Origin of the sequence: Janthinobacterium sp. FW305-128 (assembly GCF_020858135.1) — a bacterium.
GTDB lineage: Bacteria > Pseudomonadota > Gammaproteobacteria > Burkholderiales > Burkholderiaceae_D > Janthinobacterium.
In genome coordinates, this window is sequence record NZ_JACYMK010000001.1 from 669112 (window position 1) to 692016 (window position 22905).

Here is a 22905-nt window from a genome sequence, read left to right on the forward strand (position 1 = left end):
GATGTTGGCTATCTGGAATCGAATGCATATGCATGTAGAATGTCGCCAAATTTCTTGGCATGGTTAGTTATATTTTATTATTTGAAGAATAGTAGGAGTCATTATGAAAGCTGTGATTCTCGCCGGAGGCCTCGGTACCCGGATCAGTGAAGAAACCTCGGTGCGTCCTAAGCCTATGGTAGAAATCGGCGGCAAGCCGATTCTTTGGCACATCATGCAAACCTATTCCGCCCATGGCGTGAATGAATTCGTGATCTGCTGCGGCTACAAGGGTTACGTGATCAAGGAATATTTTGCGAATTACTTTCTGCATATGTCGGATGTGACGTTTGACATGGAACATAACAAGATGGAAGTGCATCAGCGTTATGCGGAACCGTGGAAGGTGACTCTGGTCGACACGGGCGAAGAAACCATGACTGGCGGCCGCCTGAAGCGCGTGGCGGACTATGTGAAGAACGAGGAAGCTTTCTGCCTGACGTACGGCGATGGCGTCAGCGATGTCAATATTAGTGAACTGATCGCTTTCCATAAAGCGCAAAAGGTCAAGGCGACGCTGACGGCCACCGTGCCGCCAGGGCGCTTCGGTGCGCTGGATATCTGCGGCAGCAAGGTCAACAGCTTCATGGAAAAGCCGAAGGGCGATGGCGCGATGATCAATGGCGGTTTCTTCGTGCTGTCACCGTCAGTACTCGACTATATCGAGGGAGACAAGACCCTTTGGGAACGCGAACCGCTTGAGCGCCTGGCCGACGAAGGCAATCTGGCCGCATACCAGCATCATGGTTTCTGGCAGCCGATGGATACCTTGCGCGACAAGATGTATCTGGAAGAATTGTGGCAGTCTGGCGAGGCGCCCTGGAAGGTGAAAAAATGAATGCGGATTTCTGGCGCGGTAAGCGCGTGCTGCTGACGGGCCATACCGGCTTCAAAGGCAGCTGGATGTCGCTCTGGCTGCAATCGATGGGGGCCAACGTGGTGGGCTATGCGCTGGCGCCGCCTACCCAGCCGAGCCTGTTCGAAGAGGCGCGTGTCGCCGAAGGCATGATCAGCGTGATCGGCGATATCCGCGACCTGACTGCCTTGCAGGCAGTATTTGCCGAGCATCGTCCGGAAATCGTGTTCCACATGGCGGCGCAGCCGCTGGTGCGCTATTCCTATGCCGAGCCGGTCGAAACCTATGCCACCAACGTCATGGGAACGGTCAATTTGCTGGAAGCCGTGCGCATGTCGCCAGGCATCAAGGCGGTGGTGAACATCACCACCGACAAGTGTTATGAAAACCGCGAATGGGTCTGGGCTTACCGCGAAAACGAGCCGATGGGCGGCTATGATCCCTACAGCAGCAGCAAGGGATGTGCCGAGCTGGTGACGTCCGCCTACCGCTCCTCGTATTTCAATGCGCTGCAATACGACAAGCATGGCGTTGCGCTGGCGACCGTGCGCGCCGGTAATGTCATCGGTGGCGGTGACTGGGCGCTGGACCGTTTGATTCCCGATATTCTGTCCGCTTTCGAGCAAGGCCGCACTGTCAATATTCGCAATCCGAATTCCGTGCGCCCATGGCAGCACGTGCTGGAACCGTTGCGCGGCTACCTGACGCTGGCCGAACGCCTGTACCAGGATGGTGCCGCATTCGCCGAGGGATGGAACTTCGGTCCGAACGAGGATGATGCCAAGCCGGTCGGCTGGATCGTCGAGAAGATGAGCGCTTTATGGGGCGAAGGCGCGGTGTGGCAAAATGACGGCGGCGAGCATCCGCATGAGGCGACGTATCTGAAGCTGGACATTTCGAAAGTCCGTGCGCGTCTTGGCTGGCAGCCAGCCCTGCGCCTGGAAGCGGCATTGCAAATGATCATTGAATGGTCGAAGCAGCGGCAGGCCGGTGCAGACGTGCGCAGCCTGACCATGGCGCAGATCCAGTCGTACCAGAACATCAATAATTAATAATTATCAATATATAAGCAAGGTTATTATCATGACAGCTCCACAACAAACCAAAGAACAACTCCGCGAACAAATCAGTGCCCTCGTCGCCCAATATGGTGCGCTGGCCAGTGCCCCGCGTCCATTCGAGCCAGGTGTCACCGTTGTTCCCCCCGCCGGCAAAGTTGTGGGTGCTGAAGAAATGCAGATGATGGTCGATGCTTCGCTGGATGCCTGGCTGACCACTGGCCGTTTCAACGATGAGTTCGAGAAGCGCCTGGCAAAGCTGATCGGTGTGGAATTCCTGATCACCGTCAACTCCGGTTCGTCGGCGAACCTGGTGGCGTTCAACACGCTGACCTCGCCAAAACTGGGCGCGCGCGCGATCCAGCCAGGCGACGAAGTCATCGGCGTGGCGGCGGGCTTCCCGACGACCGTCAACCCGATCCTGCAGTTTGGCGCCGTGCCCGTGTTCGTGGACGTCGAACTGGGTACCTACAATATTGATGCCTCCTTGATCGAGGCGGCCATTACGCCGAAGACCAAGGCCATCATGCTGGCGCATACGCTGGGTAATCCGTACAATCTGGAAGTCATTGTCGCGCTGTGCAAGAAGTACAAGCTGTGGCTGATCGAGGATTGCTGCGATGCCCTCGGTTCGACCTATAACGGCCAGATGGTCGGCACCTTCGGCGACATTGGCACCATGAGTTTCTATCCTGCCCATCACATCACCATGGGTGAGGGCGGCGCCGTGTTCATGAACGATCCCGACCTCAAGACGATCGCCGAATCGTTCCGCGACTGGGGGCGCGACTGCTACTGCGCGCCGGGCAAGGACAATACCTGCGGCCAGCGTTTCTGCTGCAAGCTGGGCACCCTGCCGGAAGGCTACGATCACAAGTACACCTATTCGCACCTGGGCTACAACCTCAAGATTACCGACATGCAGGCAGCCTGTGGCGTGGCGCAGCTCGACCGCGCGGCTGGCTTCGTTCAGGCACGCAAGGATAACTTTGCTTACCTGAAGGACCGCCTGCAATCCTGTGCGGAATTCATGATCTTGCCTGAGGCGACTGAGAACTCGGATCCATCGTGGTTTGGTTTCCCTTTGACCTTGAAGCCGGAAGCGAACGTCAGCCGTGTCGACTTGCTGACCTACCTGGACCAGCACAAGATCGGTACCCGCCTGCTGTTCGCCGGTAACCTGACGCGCCAGCCGTACATGATCGGCCGTAATTTCCGCGTGTCGGGCGAGCTGACCAATACCGACCGTGTCATGCACGATACGTTCTGGATCGGCGTGTTCCCTGGCCTGACGCGTGAAATGCTGGATTTCACGGTTGGTAAATTGGAAGAATTCTTCGGTGTAAATTTCTAATCGGATATGACAATGTCCCCTCCCAAATCTTTTGATGCCAGAGTCCTGCGCAAGACGGTGCTGGACATGGCCCATGCTGGTGCCACGGTGCATATCGGCTGTGCTTTTTCCATCGTTGATATTCTCGCAGTGTTGTACCGGGATTTCCTGCGTTATCCGGGGAATAATCCGCGCTCTCCAGGACGTGATTACCTTGTGCTTAGCAAGGGACACGGTGTAATGGCGCAATATGCCTGTATGCGCGAACTGGGTTGGTTGGAAGAGTCCGCTTTTACCGGCTATTTTGCCGATGGCAGTGAATTGAAAGGTCTGTCCGATTCGCGCATTGCCGGACTGGAAGTGACATCGGGCTCGCTGGGCCATGGTTTTTCCGTGGGTGTGGGCTTGGCGATGGGGGCCAAGTTACGCGCCACGGATCAAAAGGTTTATGCCTTGGTTGGTGACGGGGAATTGAACGAAGGACCGATTTGGGAAGGGGCCATGTTCGCCGCGCATCATGAGTTGAAAAACTTTATGTTGATCATCGATGAAAACGGTTTTCAAGCGATGGGCACGACGGAAGAAGTACTCAAGCTAGGCTCACTGGATGCAAAATTTAAAAGTTTCGGTTTTGAAACATTAACAATAGACGGCCACGACGAGAAGGCAATTGCAGAGGCTGTTGCCCAACTCTGGGCAAGTGCTTCGCCTGCGCCAAAGGCGCTTATTGCGAAAACAGTCAAAGGCAAGGGTGTACCGTTTATGGAACATAATAATATGTGGCACTACACGCGGCTCAATGCAGAAACTCACGCAGCCGCCGTTGCTGCCGTAACGGGAGTGGCAGAATGAGGGCCGCTTTTTCAGAGGCGCTTGTACGTATTGCGAAGGCCGACCCGAATGTCTTGTTGCTGACGGGCGATCATGGCTATGCCTTGTTTGATGATTTTCGCAAGGCGTGTCCGGCTCAGTACATTAATGCGGGCATTGCAGAGCAAAATATGGTTGGCATGGCAGCCGGCCTGGCCCGCGCCGGTTTCAGGCCCTTTGTGTATGGCTTGAGCGCCTTCATTCCGGTGCGCGTGGTCGAGCAGATCAAGCTGGATGTTGCGCACGATCAGCTACCGGTTATTTTTATCGGTGATGGAGCCGGTTTTGTGTACAGTCATCTGGGTACCAGCCATCAGTCGACCGAGGATGTCGCGTGTACGCGTGCTATTCCCGACCTAGCTGTGTACTCGCCAGCAGATCGCTTCGAAGTTTCTTTATGCATGGATAACGCTTACGAATCCAAGCTGCCTGTGTATTTGCGCATGGGGAAATCCGACCGTGGCGACGTGCATGCTCATGCCGTGCAAGCGAAAGTGGGCGCACTGCTGCCCGTACGCCCTGGTTGCTCGGACAATGTCGCGTTTATCGCTACCGGTGCCTTGTTGCGTACCGCAACCGATATCGCGGCTGCGTCTTATCCTGATGCGGCGGTTTGGAGTGCCCCATTCATCAAGCCGATTGATACCGAGCAGGTCACCGAAATCTGCCGTCGCTACAGCACGGTGATCGTGCTGGAAGAACATTCGGTCCTGGGTGGTTTGGGGTCGGTAATTGCGGAAATCTCCGCAGAGCTGGCACCTGTGCGCGTACTGCGTATTGGCGTCAATGATCGCTTTTCGCACCATTGCGGTACCTATGAGTATTTGTTGAAAGAGCATGGCTTGGATCGTGCATCGATTGAACAACGTATTCATGCCTATCTTGCTGCGGATTAAGTAATGAAAATTGCGATTCTAGGAGCAACGAGCCAGATTGCACAGGATTTGGTTCGCTCCTTTGCCGAACACAGCGATGATGAACTGGTGTTGTATGCACGGCGACCGGATGTCGTACTGCAGTGGCTTGCTGCGGTCGGCCTCCCGCGGCGCTATGCCGTTGCCGATTTTTCCGCATTCAATACCGATTTACATTTTGATGCGCTGCTTAATTTTGTTGGCGTAGGAAATCCTGCACAGGCGGCAGCCATGGGGGCGTCCATTCTTGACGTTACGCAAACCTATGACCAACTGGCACTCGCTTATGTACGCAAGCATTCCACGTGCAGGTATCTCTTTCTGAGCAGCGGGGCAGCATATGGTGATGTGTTCGCTCAGCCAGCAGACGACGACGTGATGGCACGCGTACCGATCAATCATCTGCAACCGCAGGATTGGTATGGCATGGCCAAGTTGTACGCAGAATGTTGCCATCGTGCCCAGCCATCGTTGCCTATTATTGATATCCGGGTATTCAATTACTTCAGCCGGACGCAGGATATGTCGGCGAGGTTCCTGATTAGCGACATGCTGCGCGCGATTCGTGATCGCAGTGTATTGCTGACCAAGTCAGATTATATGGTGCGCGACTACCTGCATCCAGCCGACTTTTATCGGTTGGTACAGGCTTTGCTCAGCGCACCGTTGACGAATGACGCCGTCGATTGCTATACGCTGGCACCGGTTGACAAGTCTCAATTGCTGACAGCGTTACATGAGGCCTTCGGCTTGCGTTACGAGGTGACGCAGGCGGCATTCAGTATCAATGCGACGGGTAGCAAGGCGCATTATTATTCGCGTAACAGACGAGCGGCACAGTTTGCTTATCAGCCACAGCTGACCTCATTGGAAGGCGTGCTCATGGAGATGCGCGCGGCGCTGGATATGTCCGGGGGCGTGGCGTGAGCTCTGGCGTCGTGAAATGGCGCGACCCCAAAGTAGTGCGCTTCCTGGTGACGGGGGTACTCAACACACTTTTTGGCTATGCAGTTTTCTCCGGGCTGTTATGGTTATCGGTGCAATATCTGGTTGCGCTGATGCTGGCGACCATTGCCGGCGTGATTTTTAATTATTTCAGCTTTGGACGTCTGGTCTTTCAAACAGAAGTTCAATGGCGCATATTTGCCAAGTTTGTCGCTGCGTACGCTATTATTTACGCCATCAATGCGGCGCTGCTCTCCGCGTTGACAAAGTATTGCTCGCTGAGTCCATATGTAGGGCAGATTATTTGTATTCCGGTTAGTGTTGGATTGAGCTGGCTGTTAATGAATCATTGGGTTTATAAAAAGGATTGATGGAATGTCGGAAAAGAAGATGATCAGTATTGTCACTCCTTGTTATAACGAGGAAGAGAATATTGATGAGCTATACCAGCGCATTGCGGCAGTTATGGCAACTTTGCCGTACGATTACGAGCATATTTGCATTGATAATGCATCGACCGATGGTACTGTTAAACGCATCAAGGAATTGGCTGCACAAGATAAGCGCGTCAAGTTGATTGTCAATGCGCGTAATTTCGGACATATCAAGTCTCCATATTATGCGATTCAACAGTCCAATGGAGATGCTTGTGTGTTGATTGCATCAGATCTGCAAGATCCGCCGGAAATGATTCTTGAGTTTGTGAAAAAGTGGGAAGAGGGTTTCAAGACGGTGTTGGCAGTGAAACCGGAGAGCGAAGAATCCTCCGTTATGTTCTTTTTACGTAAATCCTATTACCGCCTGATCACGAAAATTTCGGAAGTGGCACTGGTCCAGAATGCGACTGGAGCAGGTTTGTTCGATCGTGCTGTCATCGATATCCTGCGAACTATCGATGATCCCTATCCTTATTTTCGGGGCTTGTTGTGCGAGATTGGGTTTCCCATCGCTACGGTACCCTTCAAGCAACCGCGGCGTCAGCGCGGTGTGACAAAGAACAACTTCTATACCCTGTATGACATCGGCATGCTGGGGATTACCAACCATTCCAAGGTACCGCTGCGCCTGATGGCAATGAGCGGGTTCTTTCTCGCATTTCTGAGCTTGCTGGTGGCATTCATGTTCTTTGTCGCCAAGCTGCTGTTCTGGGATTCTTTCCAGCTGGGGACTGCGCCCATCCTGATCGGCATTTTCTTCTTTGGCGCCATCCAGGCTTTCTTCATTGGCGTGCTGGGGGAATATATTGGCTCCATCCATACGCAGGTGCGCAAGATGCCGCTGGTGGTGGAACTGGAGCGCGTGAACTTCTAGCGTCCTGTACCCGTCATCCTGGCAGCGCGGTGTGCGCCAGGGCGGCGCAGGTCATGCTTCACCCTCTCCTCTTGAAGGGCATCCGGCACGCCGCTCAGCGTGCCGGATGCCTTTTCCTAGCGTAGTTGATATCGGGGATTCTCCACCACCTTGATCTCCCCCTGCGCTTCCGCAAGCTGATTTTTTTTACTCCAGATCAAGTCCTCAATCCCGCACTGTGGCGCATATTCCTGCACCGCCAGCAGCAGCAGGGCGCGGAGTTCTTCGTAATTGAAGTCCGTACAGGCGCGTTGCATGTTGCTGAGGATAGTGCGCAGTTCGGACCACGGGATTTCCGCCTCTTGCGCGCGCATGATCAGCGGGTGTTCCGTGCCTTCCACGTTGTTGCCAATCAGTAATTCCTCATACAGTTTTTCACCCGAGCGCAAGCCGACATGCTCGATCTCGATGCCATCCGGCGCCGTTTTGCTGCGTACTTCCAGGCCGCTCAGATGGATCATGCGGATGGCCAGGTCCATGATCTTGACCGGGTCACCCATGTCGAGCACGAAGACGTCGCCGCCTTCTCCCATGGCGCCGGCCTGCAGCACTAGCTGCGCCGCTTCGGGGATGGTCATGAAATAGCGCGTGATTTCGGGGTGGGTCAGAGTGATCGGGCCGCCCGCTTCGATTTGCTTGCGGAACAGGGGCACGACGGAACCCGACGAGCCCAGTACGTTGCCAAAGCGCACCATGCAAAAACGCGTGTTGGTCTGTTCGCGCGCAAACGCCTGCAGGATCAGCTCGGCCAGGCGCTTGGTGGTGCCCATCACGTTGGTGGGGCGTACCGCCTTGTCCGTGGAGATCAGCACGAAGTTCCTGACGCCCGCCGCCATGGCCGCCTGAGCAATGCTGAGCGTGCCGAAGACATTGTTGCGCACTCCGTCAATGGGATTGAATTCCACCAACGGCACGTGTTTATAGGCCGCGGCGTGGTATAGGGTTTCGACCTGGAAGGTGGCCAGGATGCCTTTGCATTTTTCCGTGTCGAGCACACTGCCGAGGAATGGCAGCAGTTCGACATCCGAGTCTTGGAGCAGCTTGATGTCCTTGAGTTCCTGTTTGATCGAATACAGGGCAAACTCGGACATTTCCAGCAGAATCAGGCGTGCTGGTCGCAGCTTGATAATCTGGCGACACAATTCGGAACCAATGGAACCGCCGGCACCCGTCACCATCACGCTTTTTCCCGTAATGCAGCGGGCGATCAGGGCCGGGTCCGGCGTGACCTTGTCGCGTCCCAGCAAATCGTCGATTTCGATGTCGCGCACGTCCTGCATGCGCAACTCGCCGTTGAGCAAACTTTCCACCGGTGGCGCCACTTTGACCTTGACCTTGTGGTTTTCAACGATGTGCAGGATATGCTTCTGCTTGCCCTTGTTGAGCGATGGCATAGCGAGGAAAATCTCGGTGATCCTGTTTTTCTCGATGACTTGCTGTAGATCCGTGGCCGCATACACCTTGATGCCGGAAATGGTGGCACCATGTAACTCCTTCATGTCGTCGATAAACGCCACCGGCAAGTATTCCTGGCCCGCCCGCAGGGCATTCGCCAGCTGGCTGCCGGCCTTGCCGGCGCCATAAATGGCCACACGCACGACATCTGCTTCCTTGTTGGCATTGAGCAACATACCCCTGGCCAGGAAGCGGCTGGTCACTACATAGGTGATGGCGCTGACCCAGTAAATGCCGAAGACACCGCGCGAATAGCCTTGCATATGCGTGGCAAATGCCGTCATTGCCACTAGCAGCGCGACGGACAGAGTCACGCCGAGAATGACGACATAGACGATCTTCTGGTCGATGAAGCGGATGACGGCACGGTACAGTCCAAGGCGGATGAAGATCGGGATCGAGACCAGCGGCGTGGCGATAATCAGCCACAGGTATTGCGTGAGCAACTCCCGGTTGAGGAGATCGTAGCGCAAGGCGATCGCCAGGAAAAACGTTAGCGGCAAGAAGAACAGATCCAGCGTAGCGGCCAGCAGTTTCTTGTGCAGTCGGGAAAAGCCGAGGAATATTTTCATGTGTGGGGCGAATAATTGCTCAATGAATGACAGCTTGATGCGTTAGCGCGCCGCTCAGATGGCCCGGTATTGTCGCTGCATATTAATGGGTAATGCCATCGCGGCGCACGACCTTCAGAAAGGTAAGTACGATAATCTTGATATCGAAGGGTAGCGATTGCCGCTGCAGGTATTCCACGTCGAGTTTGACCTTTTCCGGAATCGGCAATTCATCACGGCCATTGACTTGCGCCCAACCCGTCAAGCCCGGCGGCAGTTTTTCGACGCCATATTGCGTGCGCAAGGCGATCAGATCGTCCTGGTTGAACAGCGCCGGACGGGGACCGACAAAGCTCATGTCGCCGCGGATGATGCTCCATAGCTGCGGCAGTTCGTCGAGGCTGCTCTTGCGCAAGAAGTTGCCGACTGGCGTCAAGTGCGAATGGGCGTCGGCGAGCAGGTGCGTGGCCACGGCCGGCGTACCTACCCGCATGCTGCGAAACTTGGGCATCTTGAAAATCGAGTTGTTCTTTCCTATGCGGTCGGACCAGTACAGGGCAGGTCCTGGCGAGGTAAGCCGGACCAATAGCGCAACGAGCACGACGGGGATGAACAGGATCAAGGAGGCCAGCAATCCCAGCATGAGATCAAACGCACGTTTCACGTACAGTTCCTTTCGCAGCTTTTTGTAAACCTTGATCCAGTGTCAAGGGAGGTGTCCAGTCCAGCAAACGGCGCGTCTTGTCGATATCGACCTGTAACGACCCGCACAGGCGCTGCGCGACAGCACGCTTGCCGAGCAGGCTTGCGCCGAATGTCAGGCAGGCGGCGGGCACTGGGATCAGGCGCGCGGGGCGGCCCATGGCACGGCCCATGCGCTGCAGTAATTCCGTGGTGGAGGGATCTTGCCCATCGGATACCAGAAAAGTCTGGCCGGCTGCTTGCGGGTGACGCACGCAGGTGACGATCAAGTCCACCAGGTTGTCGAGTGCCACCAGGCTGCGCCGGTTATGAATTGCGCCCAGGGGCAGGGGAATGCCGCGCGCCAGCCACTGCATCATGGCGGCGAAGTTGGCTTTGACACCCTTGCCGTAGACCAATGGCGGACGAACGATTACCACTTGCATGCCGCTCTGGCTTTCCAGATCGCGCAGACCTTGCTCGGCCTCCATTTTCGACACGCCATAGGCATCGACCGGCGCGGGGGCATCATCAGCCGTGAATGGCTTGTTCTTTGCCGTCATTTCGCCATTGACCTTGATGGAGCTGATAAATACAAAGCGCCTGACTCCTGCTGCGGCCGCTTGCTCGGCTAATGCCAGCGTCCCTTGCACGTTGACCCGGCGGAATTCTTCGAGAGGGTTTGCAGCGCTGTCATCCATGACGTGGACGCGCGCGGCACAATGCACGAGCGCGCTTACGCCTGTCAGGGCGGCGCGCCAGTCCGTGTTCTGGGCCAGCGCACCGACCACTATCTTGTCAATGCCGGGCGGAATGTGCGAACCGGCGCTGCGTACCGCGGCACGCACGGGTATGACGCCATCCTCAGCCAGCCTGGCCAGGACGGCGGAACCCACGAAGCCGGTACCACCGGTTACCAAAATCATCTTTTACCTTTGTTGAATAGCACCTGCATGGCGTATTGGCGGCATTGCCAAGCGCTCGGTGTGAAGTGTCAGGAGCGCATTTCTCCACCAATGATTTTTTGATAGTATTTTCTCATTTGAACCCGAACTGTGTCCGTTTCAACATCACGGGTAACGGTGCCTCCGGCAATGCACACCTGGGCGGGGCACCCCGCATCGCTTGGGGCCCAGGGCCATCACGCTTTGTTCCAGCGGGCAATCATTGACGACGATAAAGACCTTGCCATGCGCGAGTATCGCCGAGTTTAGCTTTTTTGATAGCAATGCGGGCAAGATACCTCATACACATATTCCGGCGCCAGCTGCTGGCGCGGCGTGACGACGGCGCGGCACACAAAACATTGCACGGTTTCCGTCGGTTCCAGTTTCGGGTTCAGGGCCGTGCGGTAGTCGAACACGAAGCAGTCGCCCGTGTAGTGCTCGCCACCCACTTCTTCAAAATATTTCAGGATGCCGCCGTCGAGCTGGTACACGCTGTCGTAGCCGATTTCCTTCATGTGGATGGCGGCCTTTTCGCAGCGGATGCCGCCCGTGCAGAAGGTGACGACGGTCTTGCCTTCCAGTTCGTCCTTGTGGGCGGCGGCGACGGCCGGAAATTCCGTGAACTTGTCGATGCGGTAATCGAGCGTGTTGTTGAACGTGCCCACGTCCACTTCAAACGCGTTGCGCGTTTCCATCATGACCACGGGTTTGCCCGCATCGTCGACGCCGGCATCTAACCAGCGCTTGAGCGTGTGCGCGTCGACGGACGGGGCGCGGCCCAGTTCCGGCTTGATCAGCGGCATGCGCATGGTGATGATTTCCTTTTTCAGCTTAACCAGCATGCGCTTGTGTGACTGCTCAGCTGATATGCTTTCCTTCCACTCCAAATCCGTGAGACGCGCGTCGCTGCGGACCCAAGTGAGGAAGGTGTCAATATTTTCCCGTGTCCCGGAAAGAAACATATTGATGCCCTCCGGGGTCAGCAAGATCGTACCTTTGAGGCTCAGCGCCAGCGTCTGTTGCTGGTATATGGAGCGCATGGCTTCGGTATCATCCAGAGTGATGAATTTATATGCGGCAATATTGATATAACTGTCAGTGAAATTTTTGCTTTGAGTCAAGCTTAAATCGGTGTTCGTTTGCATGATATTCATCCAGATAATCTACTAGGCACCATTATAAATAAACTCCCGACCAGCGTCACATCCAGATGCCGGGCTGCCATGACTTTCTGCAGACGTCGCCTGCTTAAAGGGCCTGCACGACGCACTCCCGGAAAGCTGCCCCCTCTCTTTTCTTGCTGGGCTGAAGCCGAAAGCTGACGCTAGTCAGCCGGCCAAATTTTGTTGGCGTCGTCCGAGACCATCAAGATGGGGGAGGTGGACGTTGCATCTTTCCGGTGGTGGAAAAGATATTCTTTTAATCTTTTTGCTGTCGATATCGTGTCATCATAGGTGAAAATTTCAGCATAGAGATTTTCCCGTAATGCGCGCTTCGAGTCTACGTTCATCATCAGGTTCTTTAGATGTAATTCCAATTCATTGGGATTCCCTGCGATGTAGCTGGCGTTAATGATGCTGATGCCAAGTTGGTTTAAATTGGCATGCGTATCGGTAAAAATGATCGGATTTCCGGTTGAACAGTATTCTGCCAGTGTCGAGGAAATATCGCCAATGTATACATCGGAACCCAATACATCATCCAGGAAGTCAGGTCCGGAAATGAAGTTGACATTTTCCAGTTTTTTTAGCTCCTCCAGCATTTCCAAGACGTGCTCGTTTCCTCCGGCGCGGTGCAGTGCTGAGAAAAGCATCGGGTGCGTGATGAAATTGAGGATGATATCATTCGTGCGTGCGATAGTAAGAAAAAAATCGATGAATTCATGAATGCCCGAGTCTTGCATTACTGTCCAGCGCGGTTTCCAGGCAATACTGAACTTATTGAACTTGTTCGGGTGCTTGTCGTAATGCAGATAACTATCGATTTTTAGATATCCGAGAGCCACGAATTTTTCTTTTTCAGGAAATATCAGGTCTGATTCAATAAATATACGCCAGGCATTGGTGAGAAATTCATTATTATTGAGGAATTGATAATCTCCTTCCCATTTTATCAATGTGGCGCCATATGAGAAATGTGCAACTCTTCCAATGGTGCAAAGACTGTCCGAACGAAAGTCCGGAGTAATATACATATCATATGGGTTGGATGTGAAAATGAAATCGGGTTCAAAAGCATGTAAGGTCGCGATGTCAGGGTTGACGATGTGCGGGATACAGTGCTTGTCCAGTAATGCCGATACTTGACTTCCAGACGCGCCCGGAGAAAAATCATACTCGATTCGGTCGCAGGCAATAATGAGGATGTTGAAGCGCTTGTCTTTTTCTACTTCAAGAAAAAACGTAATGAAATTGTTGACATATACATCATTTAATATAATGGCTATGTTTACTTTTTTTATTCTTGTCAGTTCAACAAGGCGATTTGTAACGTCGTCATCGCTTGTTTCCTTGAGGTTTACATAGATAAAATTTTTCATCGAATAGATAGCTATCTCATGGTTGCTGCTACGCCTGCTTTAGTTCTTGATGCCTTTCCTGTGCCCCCGTCCAGGCCGGAATGCGGAAATTTATGCTTTATTTTCAGAGCGAGAAGCTTTATTAGGGCTGATGGATTAAGGGGAGTATTGCTAATTTTTCTTTCATGTGAAGAAATTGGAATTTCTATTTATTAATGTTTTTTTGGATGTAAATTTCTTATGGAATTTTAATTTATGTAATCGTAGTGTGCAGTATAGTCGCTAATTTTAAGCTTGGGTAGAGTGATATCAATTAGATAACTTTCAAGGCAATTGCCTTCCTTATGAAAATTTTTTCTTTTGATGGTTTTTTTTAAAACATTGTTCTTATATTTTTGGTGCTTGTTCAGGGAAATCACTGCAGGCGGCGTTTTTGTGAAGGTAGCCGCATATCTTGGCAGGCGCCTGAGTCAGCAAAGTGCGGCCAGCCTGTTGCAAGTGCCTTGGCCGGCATGCGGTTGAAGGCCGCGACGCGGTAGAATAGACCCCATTGAATTTTGCACGAAACGGTACACAGGATGGAAATGGTAATGCAAGAGGCCGGCGCTCCGGCAGGTTCACAGCAAGCGATGCAGCCCGGTCCTGCCTTCGTCCATTTGCGCGTGCACTCGGAGTACTCGATCGTCGATGGCCTCGTGCGCATCGACGACGTGGTCAAGGCGGCGGCGAAGGACAAGCAGGTGGCGCTGGCCGTCACCGACCTGTCGAACCTGTTTGGCATGGTCAAGTTCTACAAGGAAGCGCGCGGCAAGGGCATCAAGCCCATCGTTGGCGTCGACGTGTGGATCACGAATGACGACAACCGCGAAAAACCGTCGCGCCTGCTGTTGCTGGCGAAGAACCGCATGGGCTATCTGCAGCTGTGCGAACTGCTGTCGACGGCCTGGCTGACGAACCAGTACAAGGGGCGCGCCGAGCTGCGCATCGAGTGGCTGCAAGCGCTGGCGACGAATACCTATGACCTGTACCCGGGCGAAAGCGCGGCCAATGGCCTGATCGTGCTGTCGGGCGCGCATTTCGGCGACGTCGGTATCGCCATCGAGAATGGCAACCTGGCCCTGGCCGAACGCAATGCGCAGCGCTGGGCCGAGATTTTCCCCGGCCATTTCTATATTGAAATCCAGCGCGGCGGCCAGGCCAACCAGGAAGCGCAGGTACGCCATGCGGTGGCGCTGGCGGCCAAGCTGGGCTTGCCCGTGGTGGCCACGCATCCCGTGCAATTTATTTCTCCTGAGGAATTCATTGCCCACGAAGCCCGCACCTGTATCGCCGAAGGCGAAATGCTGGCCAACGCCAAGCGGGTGAAACGCTTCAATGACAGCCAGCGCTTCCTGTCGCAGGCCGACATGGCGGAATTGTTCGCCGACCTCCCGGCCGCGCTGGCCAATTCCGTGGAAATCGCCAAGCGCTGCAATCTGACCTTGACCCTGGGCAAGCCGCAATTGCCGAACTTCCCCACGCCGCCGGGCATGACGATCGACCAGTTCCTCGTGGCCGAATCGCAGGCGGGCCTGGAAAAGCGTTTGATCCAGCTGTATCCGGACCCGGAGCGCCGCGAAAAGGAGCGTCCGCGCTACGAATCGCGTTTGAAATTCGAGACAGACACGATTTGCAACATGAAGTTCCCCGGCTACTTCCTCATCGTGGCGGAGTTTATCCAGTGGGCCAAGGAAAACGGCGTGCCCGTCGGTCCGGGCCGCGGTTCGGGCGCCGGTTCGCTGGTGGCGTATTCGCTGCTCATTACCGACCTCGATCCATTGCAATACAACCTGCTGTTCGAGCGCTTTTTGAATCCCGAACGCGTTTCGATGCCCGACTTCGATATCGACTTTTGCCAGGAAGGGCGCGACCGCGTCATCCAGCACGTCAAGGATTTGTACGGCAAGGAGGCTGTCTCGCAGATCGCCACCTTCGGTACCATGGCGGCCAAGGGCGCGATCCGCGACGTGGGCCGCGTGATGGATTTCGGCTACAACTTCTGCGACGGCATCTCGAAGCTGATTCCGTTCAAGCCCGGTAAACCCGTGTCGATCGCCGATGCCATCGAGGAAGAGCCGCTGCTCAAGGAGCGCCTGGAAAACGAGGAAGAGGTCAAGCAGCTGCTGGACCTGGCGCAGCAGGTCGAAGGCATCACGCGCAATATCGGCATGCACGCGGGGGGCGTGCTGATCGCCCCGGGCAAGCTGACGGACTTCTGTCCGCTGTACACGCAGGGCGGCGATTCGGGCGTCGTGTCGCAGTACGACAAGGATGACGTGGAGGCCGTCGGCCTCGTGAAGTTCGACTTCTTGGGTCTGACGACCCTCACCATCCTCGACCGCGCCGTGCGCTACATCAAGCAGCTCGATCCCGCGCAGGCGAACTTCGACCTGGCGACCTTGCCGCTGAACGACAAGCCGTCCTACGACTTGCTGACCAAGGCCAAGACCGTGGCCGTGTTCCAGCTCGAGTCGCGCGGCATGCAGGGCATGCTGAAAGACGCGCGTCCCGACCGTTTTGAAGACATTATCGCGCTGGTGGCGCTGTACCGTCCGGGCCCGATGGACCTGATTCCGGATTTTTGCAAGCGCAAGCACGGTGAACGTTTCGATTATCCCGATCCGCGCACGGAATCGATTCTGTCCGAAACCTACGGCATCATGGTGTATCAGGAGCAGGTGATGCAGATGGCGCAGATCGTCGGCGGCTACTCGCTGGGCGGCGCCGACATGCTGCGGCGCGCCATGGGCAAGAAGAAGGCCGAAGAGATGGCCGAGCACCGCGAGATCTTCCGCGCCGGTGCGGCGAAAGACGGCTTGACGGCGGAAAAGGCCGACGAGATCTTCGACTTGATGGAAAAGTTCGCCGGCTACGGTTTCAACAAATCGCACGCCGCCGCCTACGCCCTGCTGTCGTACCACACGGCGTATCTGAAGGCGCACCACACGGCCGCCTTCATGGCCGCCAACTTGTCGCTGGCCATGGACGACACGGACAAGATCAAGATTCTGGTGGAAGACTCGCTGGAAATCTGCAAGCTGACCTTGTTGCCGCCCGATATCAACGAATCCGACTACCGCTTCACGCCGAGCGGCGCGCCGCCGTCCGTGAGCGGCAAGAAAGTCACGCAGATCCGTTACGGCCTGGGCGCCGTGAAGGGCTCGGGCCAGAATGCCATCGAAGCCATCATCGCCGCGCGCGAGGCGGGCGGGCCATTCACGAGCCTGTTCGATTTCTGCAAGCGCGTGGATAAAAAGCAGATCAACCGCCGCACCATCGAGTCGCTGATCCGCAGCGGCGCGTTTGACTGCCTGAAGGTCGACCGCGCCATCCTGCTCGCTTCCGTGGCGTTCGCCATGGAATGCGCCGACCAGGCCGCCAAGGCGGCCAACCAGGTGAGCCTGTTCGGCGGCGACGACAGCGACATGGTGGCGCCGCCCGAGTACGTCAAGGTGCCCGTGTGGACAGATAAACAGCGCCTGACGGAAGAAAAGATCGCGCTGGGCTTTTACCTGTCCGGCCACCTGTTCGATTCGTATGCGCCCGAGGCGCGCCGTTTCGCGCGCACGAAATTGTCGGAACTGTCGCCTTCGCGCGAGCCGCGCATGATGGCCGGCGTCATCACGGGCTTGCGCACGCAGATGACGCAGCGCGGCAAGATCCTCATCGTCACGCTCGATGACAAGAGCGGCACGGTGGAAGTGACGGTGTATGGCGAACTGTTCGATGCCAACCGGAAAATCTTCAAGGAAGATGAATTCCTGGCCGTCGTGGGCAAGGTATCGGAAGACCGTTTTTCGGGCGGCTTGCGGATCACGGCCGAGAGCGCTTTCGACATCATCGCCGCGCGCGTGCAATATGGCCGCCAGCTGGGCCTGACCTTGCCGGCCACCCTGGACGCCAAGCGCATCCGAGACGTGATCATGCCGCACCGAGCCGAGACGGGCTTGCCGATCGCCGCGCGGGTCAGCCCGCAAGGCGTCAGTTGCGTGCTGCAGTTTGGTGATGAGTGGAAAGTGGCGCCATCGGATGAATTGCAGATGGCGCTGGAGCAAATGCTGGGTGCGCAAGAGGTGGCGGTCGAATACTGACCGGCACCGTTCGTGGCATACGACAAAGCCAAACCGCAGACATGCTGGTTTGGCTTTTTTTACGTTTACATGTCTTTCAGGCCCGTGATCGCATAGCCCTTGGCGGCGATCTGCTGGTGCGGCTGTTCGATATGGTAGTCCGGCAATATCTGGGCATCGTCGGCCACTTCGCTGGCGCGTACTTCTAGCTGCCAGTCGGTATTGGTCACTTCTTCCGGAATGAGTTTTCCTTCCGGCACGGCGAGGTAGGAAAAAATGCCGTCGTGCTCGGCCCGGCGGTAGATGTCTACGCGCATGAATGCCTCCTAGTAAGCGTTGGGGGAACCGGCGCACCGTAATGCGTACCGATAGCGCTAGCGTAACAGGATTGCGCCGTGCACGGGTTGTAGCGTGTGCCGCAGGTGGGGGCGGCGCTCAGGCGACAACGGAAGCGTAGTCGTCGTCATCGAGCATGGCCGCTTGCCGCGCCTCGCTGGCGGCGGCCGCAGCACCTGCCGTGGCGGCTTGCATCGGGCTGCGATGGGCGTCGAGGCCGCTGCGCAGGCTGGCGATCATGGCCAGCGTCAATTCGTGGCGCTTGCGTGCTTCCGAGCGTTTTTTGGAAGGAATGTCTTGCAGCGCCGGCAAAGGCAGGTTTTCGCACGCTAACTCAAAATCGCCATCCTGGCGTACTTGCGCACCCAGTTCTTGCCATAGCGCATTGTAGTCGGCGAACAAACGGCCTTTCTTGGCGGAGTGGTGTACGGCGCGGTTGATATTGCCGACAAGAAGCATCTTGCGGCAGCCGTGCTCATATCCCAGCTGGCGCACCAGGCGCACCATCAGGGTCTTGGGACGCAAGCCGTGCAAGTCGCGCGTTGCCTCGCGCACGCGGTGTGCGCTTTCCTCGCCCTTCGGGCCTTGCAGGCAGCCGATGCGCATGCCCAGGGTGGCGCGCAACTGGCTGCCGAAGAAGGAAAAGGCGATCGAATAGAGGACGTCGTCGTCATCCACCAGTTGCAGCACCATCTCGCCTTCGCGGTCCATCGGATGCAGCGAACACAGTTGCAGGTGGTAGGACGCGCCCGACTTGCCCGCCACTGTGCCCAGGCGTACGGGCCCGTGCGCCGCTTGAGCCATCAGCTTGCCCCAACCTTGCTGCAAGATGAAATGGTAGTGTTCGGCCAGCAATTCCACGCGCTGGTGGCAATTCAAGGTCAGGCTCAGGTAAGGCCGGTAGACCTTGTGGATCATGTGCGGATAGGCATGTACCAGATCATGAAACACCGGATGCGAGTTCAGCAGTTGCAGCCATAGTCGGGTTTGGCGCTGTTGCACGCGGGCGCGCAGATGCAGCTTGAGCAGTTCACGCCAGCGGCGCATGCCGCTCGGCATCGCCATCAAGCCGTCAGACAGGGTAATAGTTGGCATCATCGTGCGCATGTCCATGATAAAGGAGGAGCGTCGAAGCCGTTCCGGCTCAGACGGGTACAGGGCTGCTGACGCCCTCGTGGTTTGCCAGCAGGATGGTGGTGCCGCGGCTGCCCCGCGCCAGCTTGCCGGCCAGTCCGCCTGAAAACCGGCGCGGCCAGCCGCCTTGCTTGTGTGCTGGCAAGACGACTTCGTGGCAACCCAATAGCTCAGCCGTATCGAGGATCGTAAACAGCGGCTCGCCGGCGAAAATGTGGGTGCTGAAATCGATATGAGAGCGGCTCAGGTAGAGTCCCGCCTCGTGCATCATGTGCTGCGTGGCCAGGTCAAGGGCATCGCATTCATTGGCGCTGTGCCGGGGCAGGCCATCGGCGCAGCGTCGCGGCGCCGGTGTCACGTGCAACAGGCTGACGCACACTTTGATGCCCCATTCCTGCAGGCGCCTGGCGTAGCGCGCACCATAGATGATGTCGCTGGCGCGCTTGACGGGCAAGAGCAGCAGCAAGGTATCCTGGCCCGGCTTGCCGCAGGCGCTCGCGGCGCTGTCCGGGGCGCGGGGGCGTTGCGGGGCAAGGCGCGATGCATGCATGGAAAAGATGGCCGTGGTGGAAAAACCGTGTCATCTTATCCATGCCCGTATCCGCTGTAAATTGGCGAAACAGCGTACGGGTTTCCCTTATGTTCGCGTGTTGTTAATAGCGGTAAGTGACATACACGGCGCCGATCGGCGATGTCTTGCGCTGCACGATGGGGCTCTTGGCCGCGTCGCCCAGACGGCTCTCGACGCCGATCAGCGTATTGATGCCCCAGCGTGCATCGAAGCGGTGTTCCCAGTTGACGGTGGCTTGCGCTTCGTAGAAACCGCCCTTGGGCGTGTATTGCTTGAACGAGGTATTGGCGGCCTGGGTGGCCGTCACGCCATACATGGTCTGCACGTACTTGCGCTCGCCCCAGCCCAGCTGGCCGCCGATGGTCACGCTGTCTTGCTGCACGCCCTTGGCATCGGCCCGGCCGTAGATCTGTCCTGTGGCGCCGAAATGCACGTTCGCGCCATTTTCGCGGTTCGACAGGGGAATGTCGCTCGTGACGCTCAGCGACAGGCCCGGCAAAGGCGAATAACCGGCACTGAGCAGGGCGCTGGCGTTGCCCTTGACTTCGCCCATGCCCTTCAGGTAATCGCTGCCGCCCCAGCCGTTGGCGCCCGTGCGCTTGTGGTCTTCGCGGTTGCCGCGGTAGCCCAGTGCTGCACTGTAGCTGAAGGCGCCTGCCTGGCCGCCATAGCCGATGCCGCGCGACGTGCTGAAGAACAGGCCATTGGCCATGGCGTAATCGAGGATGATCAGCGGCGAGGCCGACAACTTGTCGGCGCCGGAATAGCTGGAGACGGCGGCGACACCGCCGCCGATGGTGAAGACATTTTCCGCCGGCGGTTCGGCCGCCGCGGCGGCCAGCGGGTTGAGGATCATGCCGCTGGCAAGTGCCAGCGAGGTCAGCAGGGTTGTGGGTGCGTGCATGGAGTTTTCCGTCAGATGAGAACCGAGTCCGGAGTGGCTCGATTGACTGCCGGTAGTATCTGTCCTTGCCATGAAGGAAAAATGAGCCTTTTATTAAGATTGCATGAAGAGCGCTTCTTTACCCTTTCTTCAGCTTGCGGTGGTTTAATACCCACCATGAAGATATTGCTGATTGAAGATGATATGGATCTGGGCAACGGCGTGCGGATCGCCTTGCGCGACCAGGGCATGCAAGTGGTCTGGGTGCGCAGCCTGGAGGATGCGGCGCGCAGCATCGAGCACGACAGTTGCGAGCTGGTGCTGCTGGACCTGGGCTTGCCCGATGGCGATGGCCTCGATTTGCTGGCCCGGCTGCGCGCGGCCCGCTTGCCGGTGCTGATCCTCAGCGCCCGCGACACGCTGGAGCAGCGCTTGCGGGGCCTCGATGGCGGCGCCGACGATTACCTGGTGAAGCCCTTCGTGCTGGCCGAGCTGCTGTCGCGCGTGCGCGCCCTGGCGCGCCGCAGCTATGGCTTCGACGGCGACACCATCGAGTTGCGCGGCCTGCTGCTGCAGGTGCCCACGCGCCGTGTCAGCGTGCATGGCCGGCCCGTGGAGCTTACGGCCAGTGAATATGCCTTGCTGAAGACCTTGCTGATGCGCGCCAACCGGGTCATCACGCGCCGCGTGCTGGAAGAACATATCCTGCCCGGCGGGCTCGCCAATGCCAGCAATACCCTTGACGTGCATATGGGCAACCTGCGCCGCAAGATAGGCGAAGGCTATATCCGTACCGTGCGCGGCGTCGGCTATGTGATCGACCAGCAGGGCGAATCATCCACCCCATCGGGTGCCGGCGCATGATGGGGCGTTTCTGGGCCATGCTGCGCCAGCCTACCCTGGTACGCCGCCTGATGATGGCGCAAATGCTGATGCTGACCATGGTGTGGAGCCTGGCCGTGGCGTATGTGCTGGTCGAGGGCGCGGATGAAGCGAGCACTGTCAGCCGCGGCGTCCTGCATGCCATTATCAGCGTGGCCGATAACCTGGCCGAGCAGCCGCAGCGCCAGGAACAAAGCTTGCGCGCCATCGACGCAGCCCTGCGCGAGGAGTTTGAAACGGGGCAGGTGCCGGAACTGGCGCCGCGCATCCTGGTCTGGCGCGAAGGCAAGCTGGTCTACAAGTCGCCCGATGCGCCCAGCGGGATCCGCAGCGCCGGCCCGGAACAGATGGAAGTCGTGTACATCAAGGGCCAGGCCTGGCGCAGCCGCAGCCTGGCAGAGGGCGGCACGCGCGTGACGGTGCTGGAAGCGGGAGGCGCCTGGCAATTGTTCATCACCATCAATTCACGCGGTTACTACCTGCTGCCGTTGCTGATCAGCTTGCCGTTCCTGTTGGTGCCGGCCTGGCTGTCGATCCGCCTTGCCATGCGCCCGTGGCGCAAGCTGGCGCAGGAGGTGGCGGCGCGCGGGCCGCAGGATTTGCGTCCGCTGACCTTCAAGCCGCCGCATGGCGAACTGGCGGCACTGGTTGACAATATCAATGCGCTGCTGCAGCGGGTCGATGCCAGCGCTGCGCGCGAACGCAGCTTCATCGCCGATGCCACGCATGAGCTGCGCACGCCGCTGGCGGCCATGCGTGTGAATGTCGAGGCCTTGCAGGGCCAGGTGCATGATGCGCGCCAGCAAGAGCTGCTGGACGGTATCTTGAACAGCGGCAACCGGGCCGCGCGTCTGGTGGGCCAGCTGCTGCAGCTGACGCGCAGTGAAGTGCAGGCGGGCGCGGGCGAGTTGCCGCGGCGGCAGGCGCTCGATACCTTGCTGCAAGATCGTCTGGCGGCCCTGTCCGGCCTGGCCCAGGCGGGCGATATCGAGCTTGAATTGCAAGCCAGCATCTCGCTCAGCGTGCCCGGACAGCGCGAGAGCCTGGTGTCGCTGATCGATAACTTGGTGGAAAACGCCATCAAGTACAGCCCGCGCGGCAGCAGCGTGACGGTGTCGCTGCATGCGGAGCGGGGCCAGGCCGTGTTGCATGTGGCCGATCAGGGACCGGGCATCGCGCCGGCACTGTATGACCGCGTGTTCGACCGCTTTTTCCGCGCGCCGCAGCAGGCGCAGCCAGGCAGCGGCCTGGGCTTGTCGATCGTCGCTTCCGTCGTACGCCAGCATGGCGGCACGATTCAGTTGCACAGCGGTAACGGTGGCCTGGGTTTGCTGGTGGAGGTGCGCTTGCCCCTGGCCGTAGCCTGACCGCGCTGGCAGGCTTTGCGATATTGTCTGAAAATTATTTCATGTGCCTATAACGCAAGATGGCATGGCGTGGCGCACGCTTGCGATGCATAATGCGGAACAGTTT

Annotated in this window: 20 protein-coding genes; 11 read left to right on the top strand and 9 right to left on the bottom strand. The window is 57.3% G+C overall.

Going from position 1 to position 22905, the window contains the following annotated elements; genetic code table 11:
• Positions 1-103: 103 nt before the first annotated feature.
• Genes rfbF through IGS60_RS03115 form a run of 8 tightly spaced genes read left to right on the top strand, consistent with a single transcriptional unit; the run spans position 104 to position 7326 of the window.
• The gene (gene rfbF / locus IGS60_RS03080; RefSeq protein WP_230502310.1) at positions 104-877 is read left to right on the top strand and encodes a glucose-1-phosphate cytidylyltransferase; all 774 of its coding nucleotides are present in this window, start codon (positions 104-106) and stop codon (positions 875-877) included.
• The gene (gene rfbG / locus IGS60_RS03085; protein WP_230502312.1) at positions 874-1947 is read left to right on the top strand and encodes a CDP-glucose 4,6-dehydratase; all 1074 of its coding nucleotides are present in this window, start codon (positions 874-876) and stop codon (positions 1945-1947) included. The genes rfbF and rfbG overlap by 4 nt, the downstream gene beginning before the upstream one ends.
• Positions 1948-1978: 31 nt before the next feature.
• A complete protein-coding gene (gene rfbH / locus IGS60_RS03090; protein ID WP_152250489.1) occupies positions 1979-3307 on the top strand; it encodes a lipopolysaccharide biosynthesis protein RfbH in 1329 nt (442 codons plus the stop codon).
• A gap of 12 nt (positions 3308-3319) precedes the next feature.
• Positions 3320-4138 carry a transketolase gene (locus IGS60_RS03095; protein ID WP_230502313.1) on the top strand — a complete coding sequence of 273 codons (819 nt, stop codon included), beginning with the start codon at positions 3320-3322 and terminating at the stop codon, positions 4136-4138.
• Positions 4135-5052: a transketolase family protein gene (locus IGS60_RS03100; protein ID WP_230502316.1), complete on the top strand. Its 918-nt coding sequence runs from the start codon at positions 4135-4137 to the stop codon at positions 5050-5052. The genes IGS60_RS03095 and IGS60_RS03100 overlap by 4 nt, the downstream gene beginning before the upstream one ends.
• Positions 5053-5055: 3 nt before the next feature.
• Positions 5056-5997 (top strand): NAD(P)-dependent oxidoreductase, encoded by a 942-nt coding sequence (locus IGS60_RS03105; RefSeq protein WP_230502318.1) that lies wholly within the window; start codon positions 5056-5058, stop codon positions 5995-5997.
• The gene (locus IGS60_RS03110; protein ID WP_230502320.1) at positions 5994-6386 is read left to right on the top strand and encodes a GtrA family protein; all 393 of its coding nucleotides are present in this window, start codon (positions 5994-5996) and stop codon (positions 6384-6386) included. The genes IGS60_RS03105 and IGS60_RS03110 overlap by 4 nt, the downstream gene beginning before the upstream one ends.
• Positions 6387-6390: 4 nt before the next feature.
• Positions 6391-7326: a glycosyltransferase gene (locus tag IGS60_RS03115; protein ID WP_230502322.1), complete on the top strand. Its 936-nt coding sequence runs from the start codon at positions 6391-6393 to the stop codon at positions 7324-7326.
• A 116-nt stretch (positions 7327-7442) separates the two neighbouring features.
• Here the strand turns inward: IGS60_RS03115 and IGS60_RS03120 are convergent, their stop codons facing one another.
• From IGS60_RS03120 to IGS60_RS03140, 5 genes are all read right to left on the bottom strand, one after another.
• Positions 7443-9392 carry a nucleoside-diphosphate sugar epimerase/dehydratase gene (locus IGS60_RS03120; protein ID WP_230502324.1) on the bottom strand — a complete coding sequence of 650 codons (1950 nt, stop codon included), beginning with the start codon at positions 9390-9392 and terminating at the stop codon, positions 7443-7445.
• Positions 9393-9474: 82 nt separating this feature from the next.
• Positions 9475-10035, bottom strand: a complete 561-nt coding sequence (locus IGS60_RS03125; protein WP_230502326.1) for a sugar transferase — start codon at positions 10033-10035, stop codon at positions 9475-9477.
• Positions 10019-10978 carry an SDR family oxidoreductase gene (locus IGS60_RS03130; RefSeq protein WP_230502328.1) on the bottom strand — a complete coding sequence of 320 codons (960 nt, stop codon included), beginning with the start codon at positions 10976-10978 and terminating at the stop codon, positions 10019-10021. Before IGS60_RS03130 ends, IGS60_RS03125 begins: the two co-directional genes overlap by 17 nt.
• A gap of 284 nt (positions 10979-11262) precedes the next feature.
• On the bottom strand, positions 11263-12144 hold the full coding sequence (locus IGS60_RS03135) for a sulfurtransferase (protein ID WP_230502330.1): 882 nt from the start codon (positions 12142-12144) through the stop codon (positions 11263-11265).
• 179 nt (positions 12145-12323) lie between these two features.
• Positions 12324-13538: a hypothetical protein gene (locus IGS60_RS03140; RefSeq protein WP_230502332.1), complete on the bottom strand. Its 1215-nt coding sequence runs from the start codon at positions 13536-13538 to the stop codon at positions 12324-12326.
• 569 nt (positions 13539-14107) lie between these two features.
• Between IGS60_RS03140 and dnaE the strand changes: the two genes are divergently transcribed.
• Complete coding sequence (gene dnaE / locus IGS60_RS03145; protein ID WP_230502684.1) at positions 14108-17647, top strand: DNA polymerase III subunit alpha; 3540 nt, start codon at positions 14108-14110, stop codon at positions 17645-17647.
• Positions 17648-17712: 65 nt separating this feature from the next.
• Here dnaE and IGS60_RS03150 read toward each other — a convergent pair whose 3' ends face one another.
• The 4 genes from IGS60_RS03150 to IGS60_RS03165 form a co-directional block, all read right to left on the bottom strand.
• Positions 17713-17943: a DUF6139 family protein gene (locus IGS60_RS03150; RefSeq protein WP_070224376.1), complete on the bottom strand. Its 231-nt coding sequence runs from the start codon at positions 17941-17943 to the stop codon at positions 17713-17715.
• Positions 17944-18061: 118 nt separating this feature from the next.
• Entirely contained in the window at positions 18062-19060 is a 999-nt protein-coding gene (locus IGS60_RS03155) for a VirK/YbjX family protein (RefSeq protein ID WP_230502334.1), read from the bottom strand.
• Positions 19061-19106: 46 nt separating this feature from the next.
• Positions 19107-19646, bottom strand: a complete 540-nt coding sequence (locus IGS60_RS03160) for a universal stress protein (RefSeq protein ID WP_070224378.1) — start codon at positions 19644-19646, stop codon at positions 19107-19109.
• Between the two features lie 103 nt (positions 19647-19749).
• A complete protein-coding gene (locus IGS60_RS03165; protein WP_070224379.1) occupies positions 19750-20571 on the bottom strand; it encodes a MipA/OmpV family protein in 822 nt (273 codons plus the stop codon).
• 156 nt (positions 20572-20727) lie between these two features.
• Here IGS60_RS03165 and IGS60_RS03170 point away from each other — a divergent pair, with 156 nt between their 5' ends.
• A complete protein-coding gene (locus IGS60_RS03170) occupies positions 20728-21414 on the top strand; it encodes a response regulator (RefSeq protein ID WP_070224380.1) in 687 nt (228 codons plus the stop codon).
• Positions 21411-22799 carry a HAMP domain-containing sensor histidine kinase gene (locus tag IGS60_RS03175; RefSeq protein ID WP_230502336.1) on the top strand — a complete coding sequence of 463 codons (1389 nt, stop codon included), beginning with the start codon at positions 21411-21413 and terminating at the stop codon, positions 22797-22799. The genes IGS60_RS03170 and IGS60_RS03175 overlap by 4 nt, the downstream gene beginning before the upstream one ends.
• The last annotated feature ends 106 nt before the right edge of the window (positions 22800-22905 follow it).

Coding starts and splice junctions, on each gene's coding strand:
- rfbF (WP_230502310.1), top strand. CDS start 104: ATGAAAGCTGTGATTCTCGCCGGAGGCCTCGGTACCCGGATCAGTGAA.
- rfbG (WP_230502312.1), top strand. CDS start 874: ATGAATGCGGATTTCTGGCGCGGTAAGCGCGTGCTGCTGACGGGCCAT.
- rfbH (WP_152250489.1), top strand. CDS start 1,979: ATGACAGCTCCACAACAAACCAAAGAACAACTCCGCGAACAAATCAGT.
- IGS60_RS03095 (WP_230502313.1), top strand. CDS start 3,320: ATGTCCCCTCCCAAATCTTTTGATGCCAGAGTCCTGCGCAAGACGGTG.
- IGS60_RS03100 (WP_230502316.1), top strand. CDS start 4,135: ATGAGGGCCGCTTTTTCAGAGGCGCTTGTACGTATTGCGAAGGCCGAC.
- IGS60_RS03105 (WP_230502318.1), top strand. CDS start 5,056: ATGAAAATTGCGATTCTAGGAGCAACGAGCCAGATTGCACAGGATTTG.
- IGS60_RS03115 (WP_230502322.1), top strand. CDS start 6,391: ATGTCGGAAAAGAAGATGATCAGTATTGTCACTCCTTGTTATAACGAG.
- IGS60_RS03120 (WP_230502324.1), bottom strand. CDS start 9,392: ATGAAAATATTCCTCGGCTTTTCCCGACTGCACAAGAAACTGCTGGCC.
- IGS60_RS03130 (WP_230502328.1), bottom strand. CDS start 10,978: ATGATTTTGGTAACCGGTGGTACCGGCTTCGTGGGTTCCGCCGTCCTG.
- IGS60_RS03135 (WP_230502330.1), bottom strand. CDS start 12,144: ATGCAAACGAACACCGATTTAAGCTTGACTCAAAGCAAAAATTTCACT.
- IGS60_RS03140 (WP_230502332.1), bottom strand. CDS start 13,538: ATGAAAAATTTTATCTATGTAAACCTCAAGGAAACAAGCGATGACGAC.
- dnaE (WP_230502684.1), top strand. CDS start 14,108: ATGCAAGAGGCCGGCGCTCCGGCAGGTTCACAGCAAGCGATGCAGCCC.
- IGS60_RS03150 (WP_070224376.1), bottom strand. CDS start 17,943: ATGCGCGTAGACATCTACCGCCGGGCCGAGCACGACGGCATTTTTTCC.
- IGS60_RS03155 (WP_230502334.1), bottom strand. CDS start 19,060: ATGATGCCAACTATTACCCTGTCTGACGGCTTGATGGCGATGCCGAGC.
- IGS60_RS03160 (WP_070224378.1), bottom strand. CDS start 19,646: ATGCATGCATCGCGCCTTGCCCCGCAACGCCCCCGCGCCCCGGACAGC.
- IGS60_RS03165 (WP_070224379.1), bottom strand. CDS start 20,571: ATGCACGCACCCACAACCCTGCTGACCTCGCTGGCACTTGCCAGCGGC.
- IGS60_RS03170 (WP_070224380.1), top strand. CDS start 20,728: ATGAAGATATTGCTGATTGAAGATGATATGGATCTGGGCAACGGCGTG.
- IGS60_RS03175 (WP_230502336.1), top strand. CDS start 21,411: ATGATGGGGCGTTTCTGGGCCATGCTGCGCCAGCCTACCCTGGTACGC.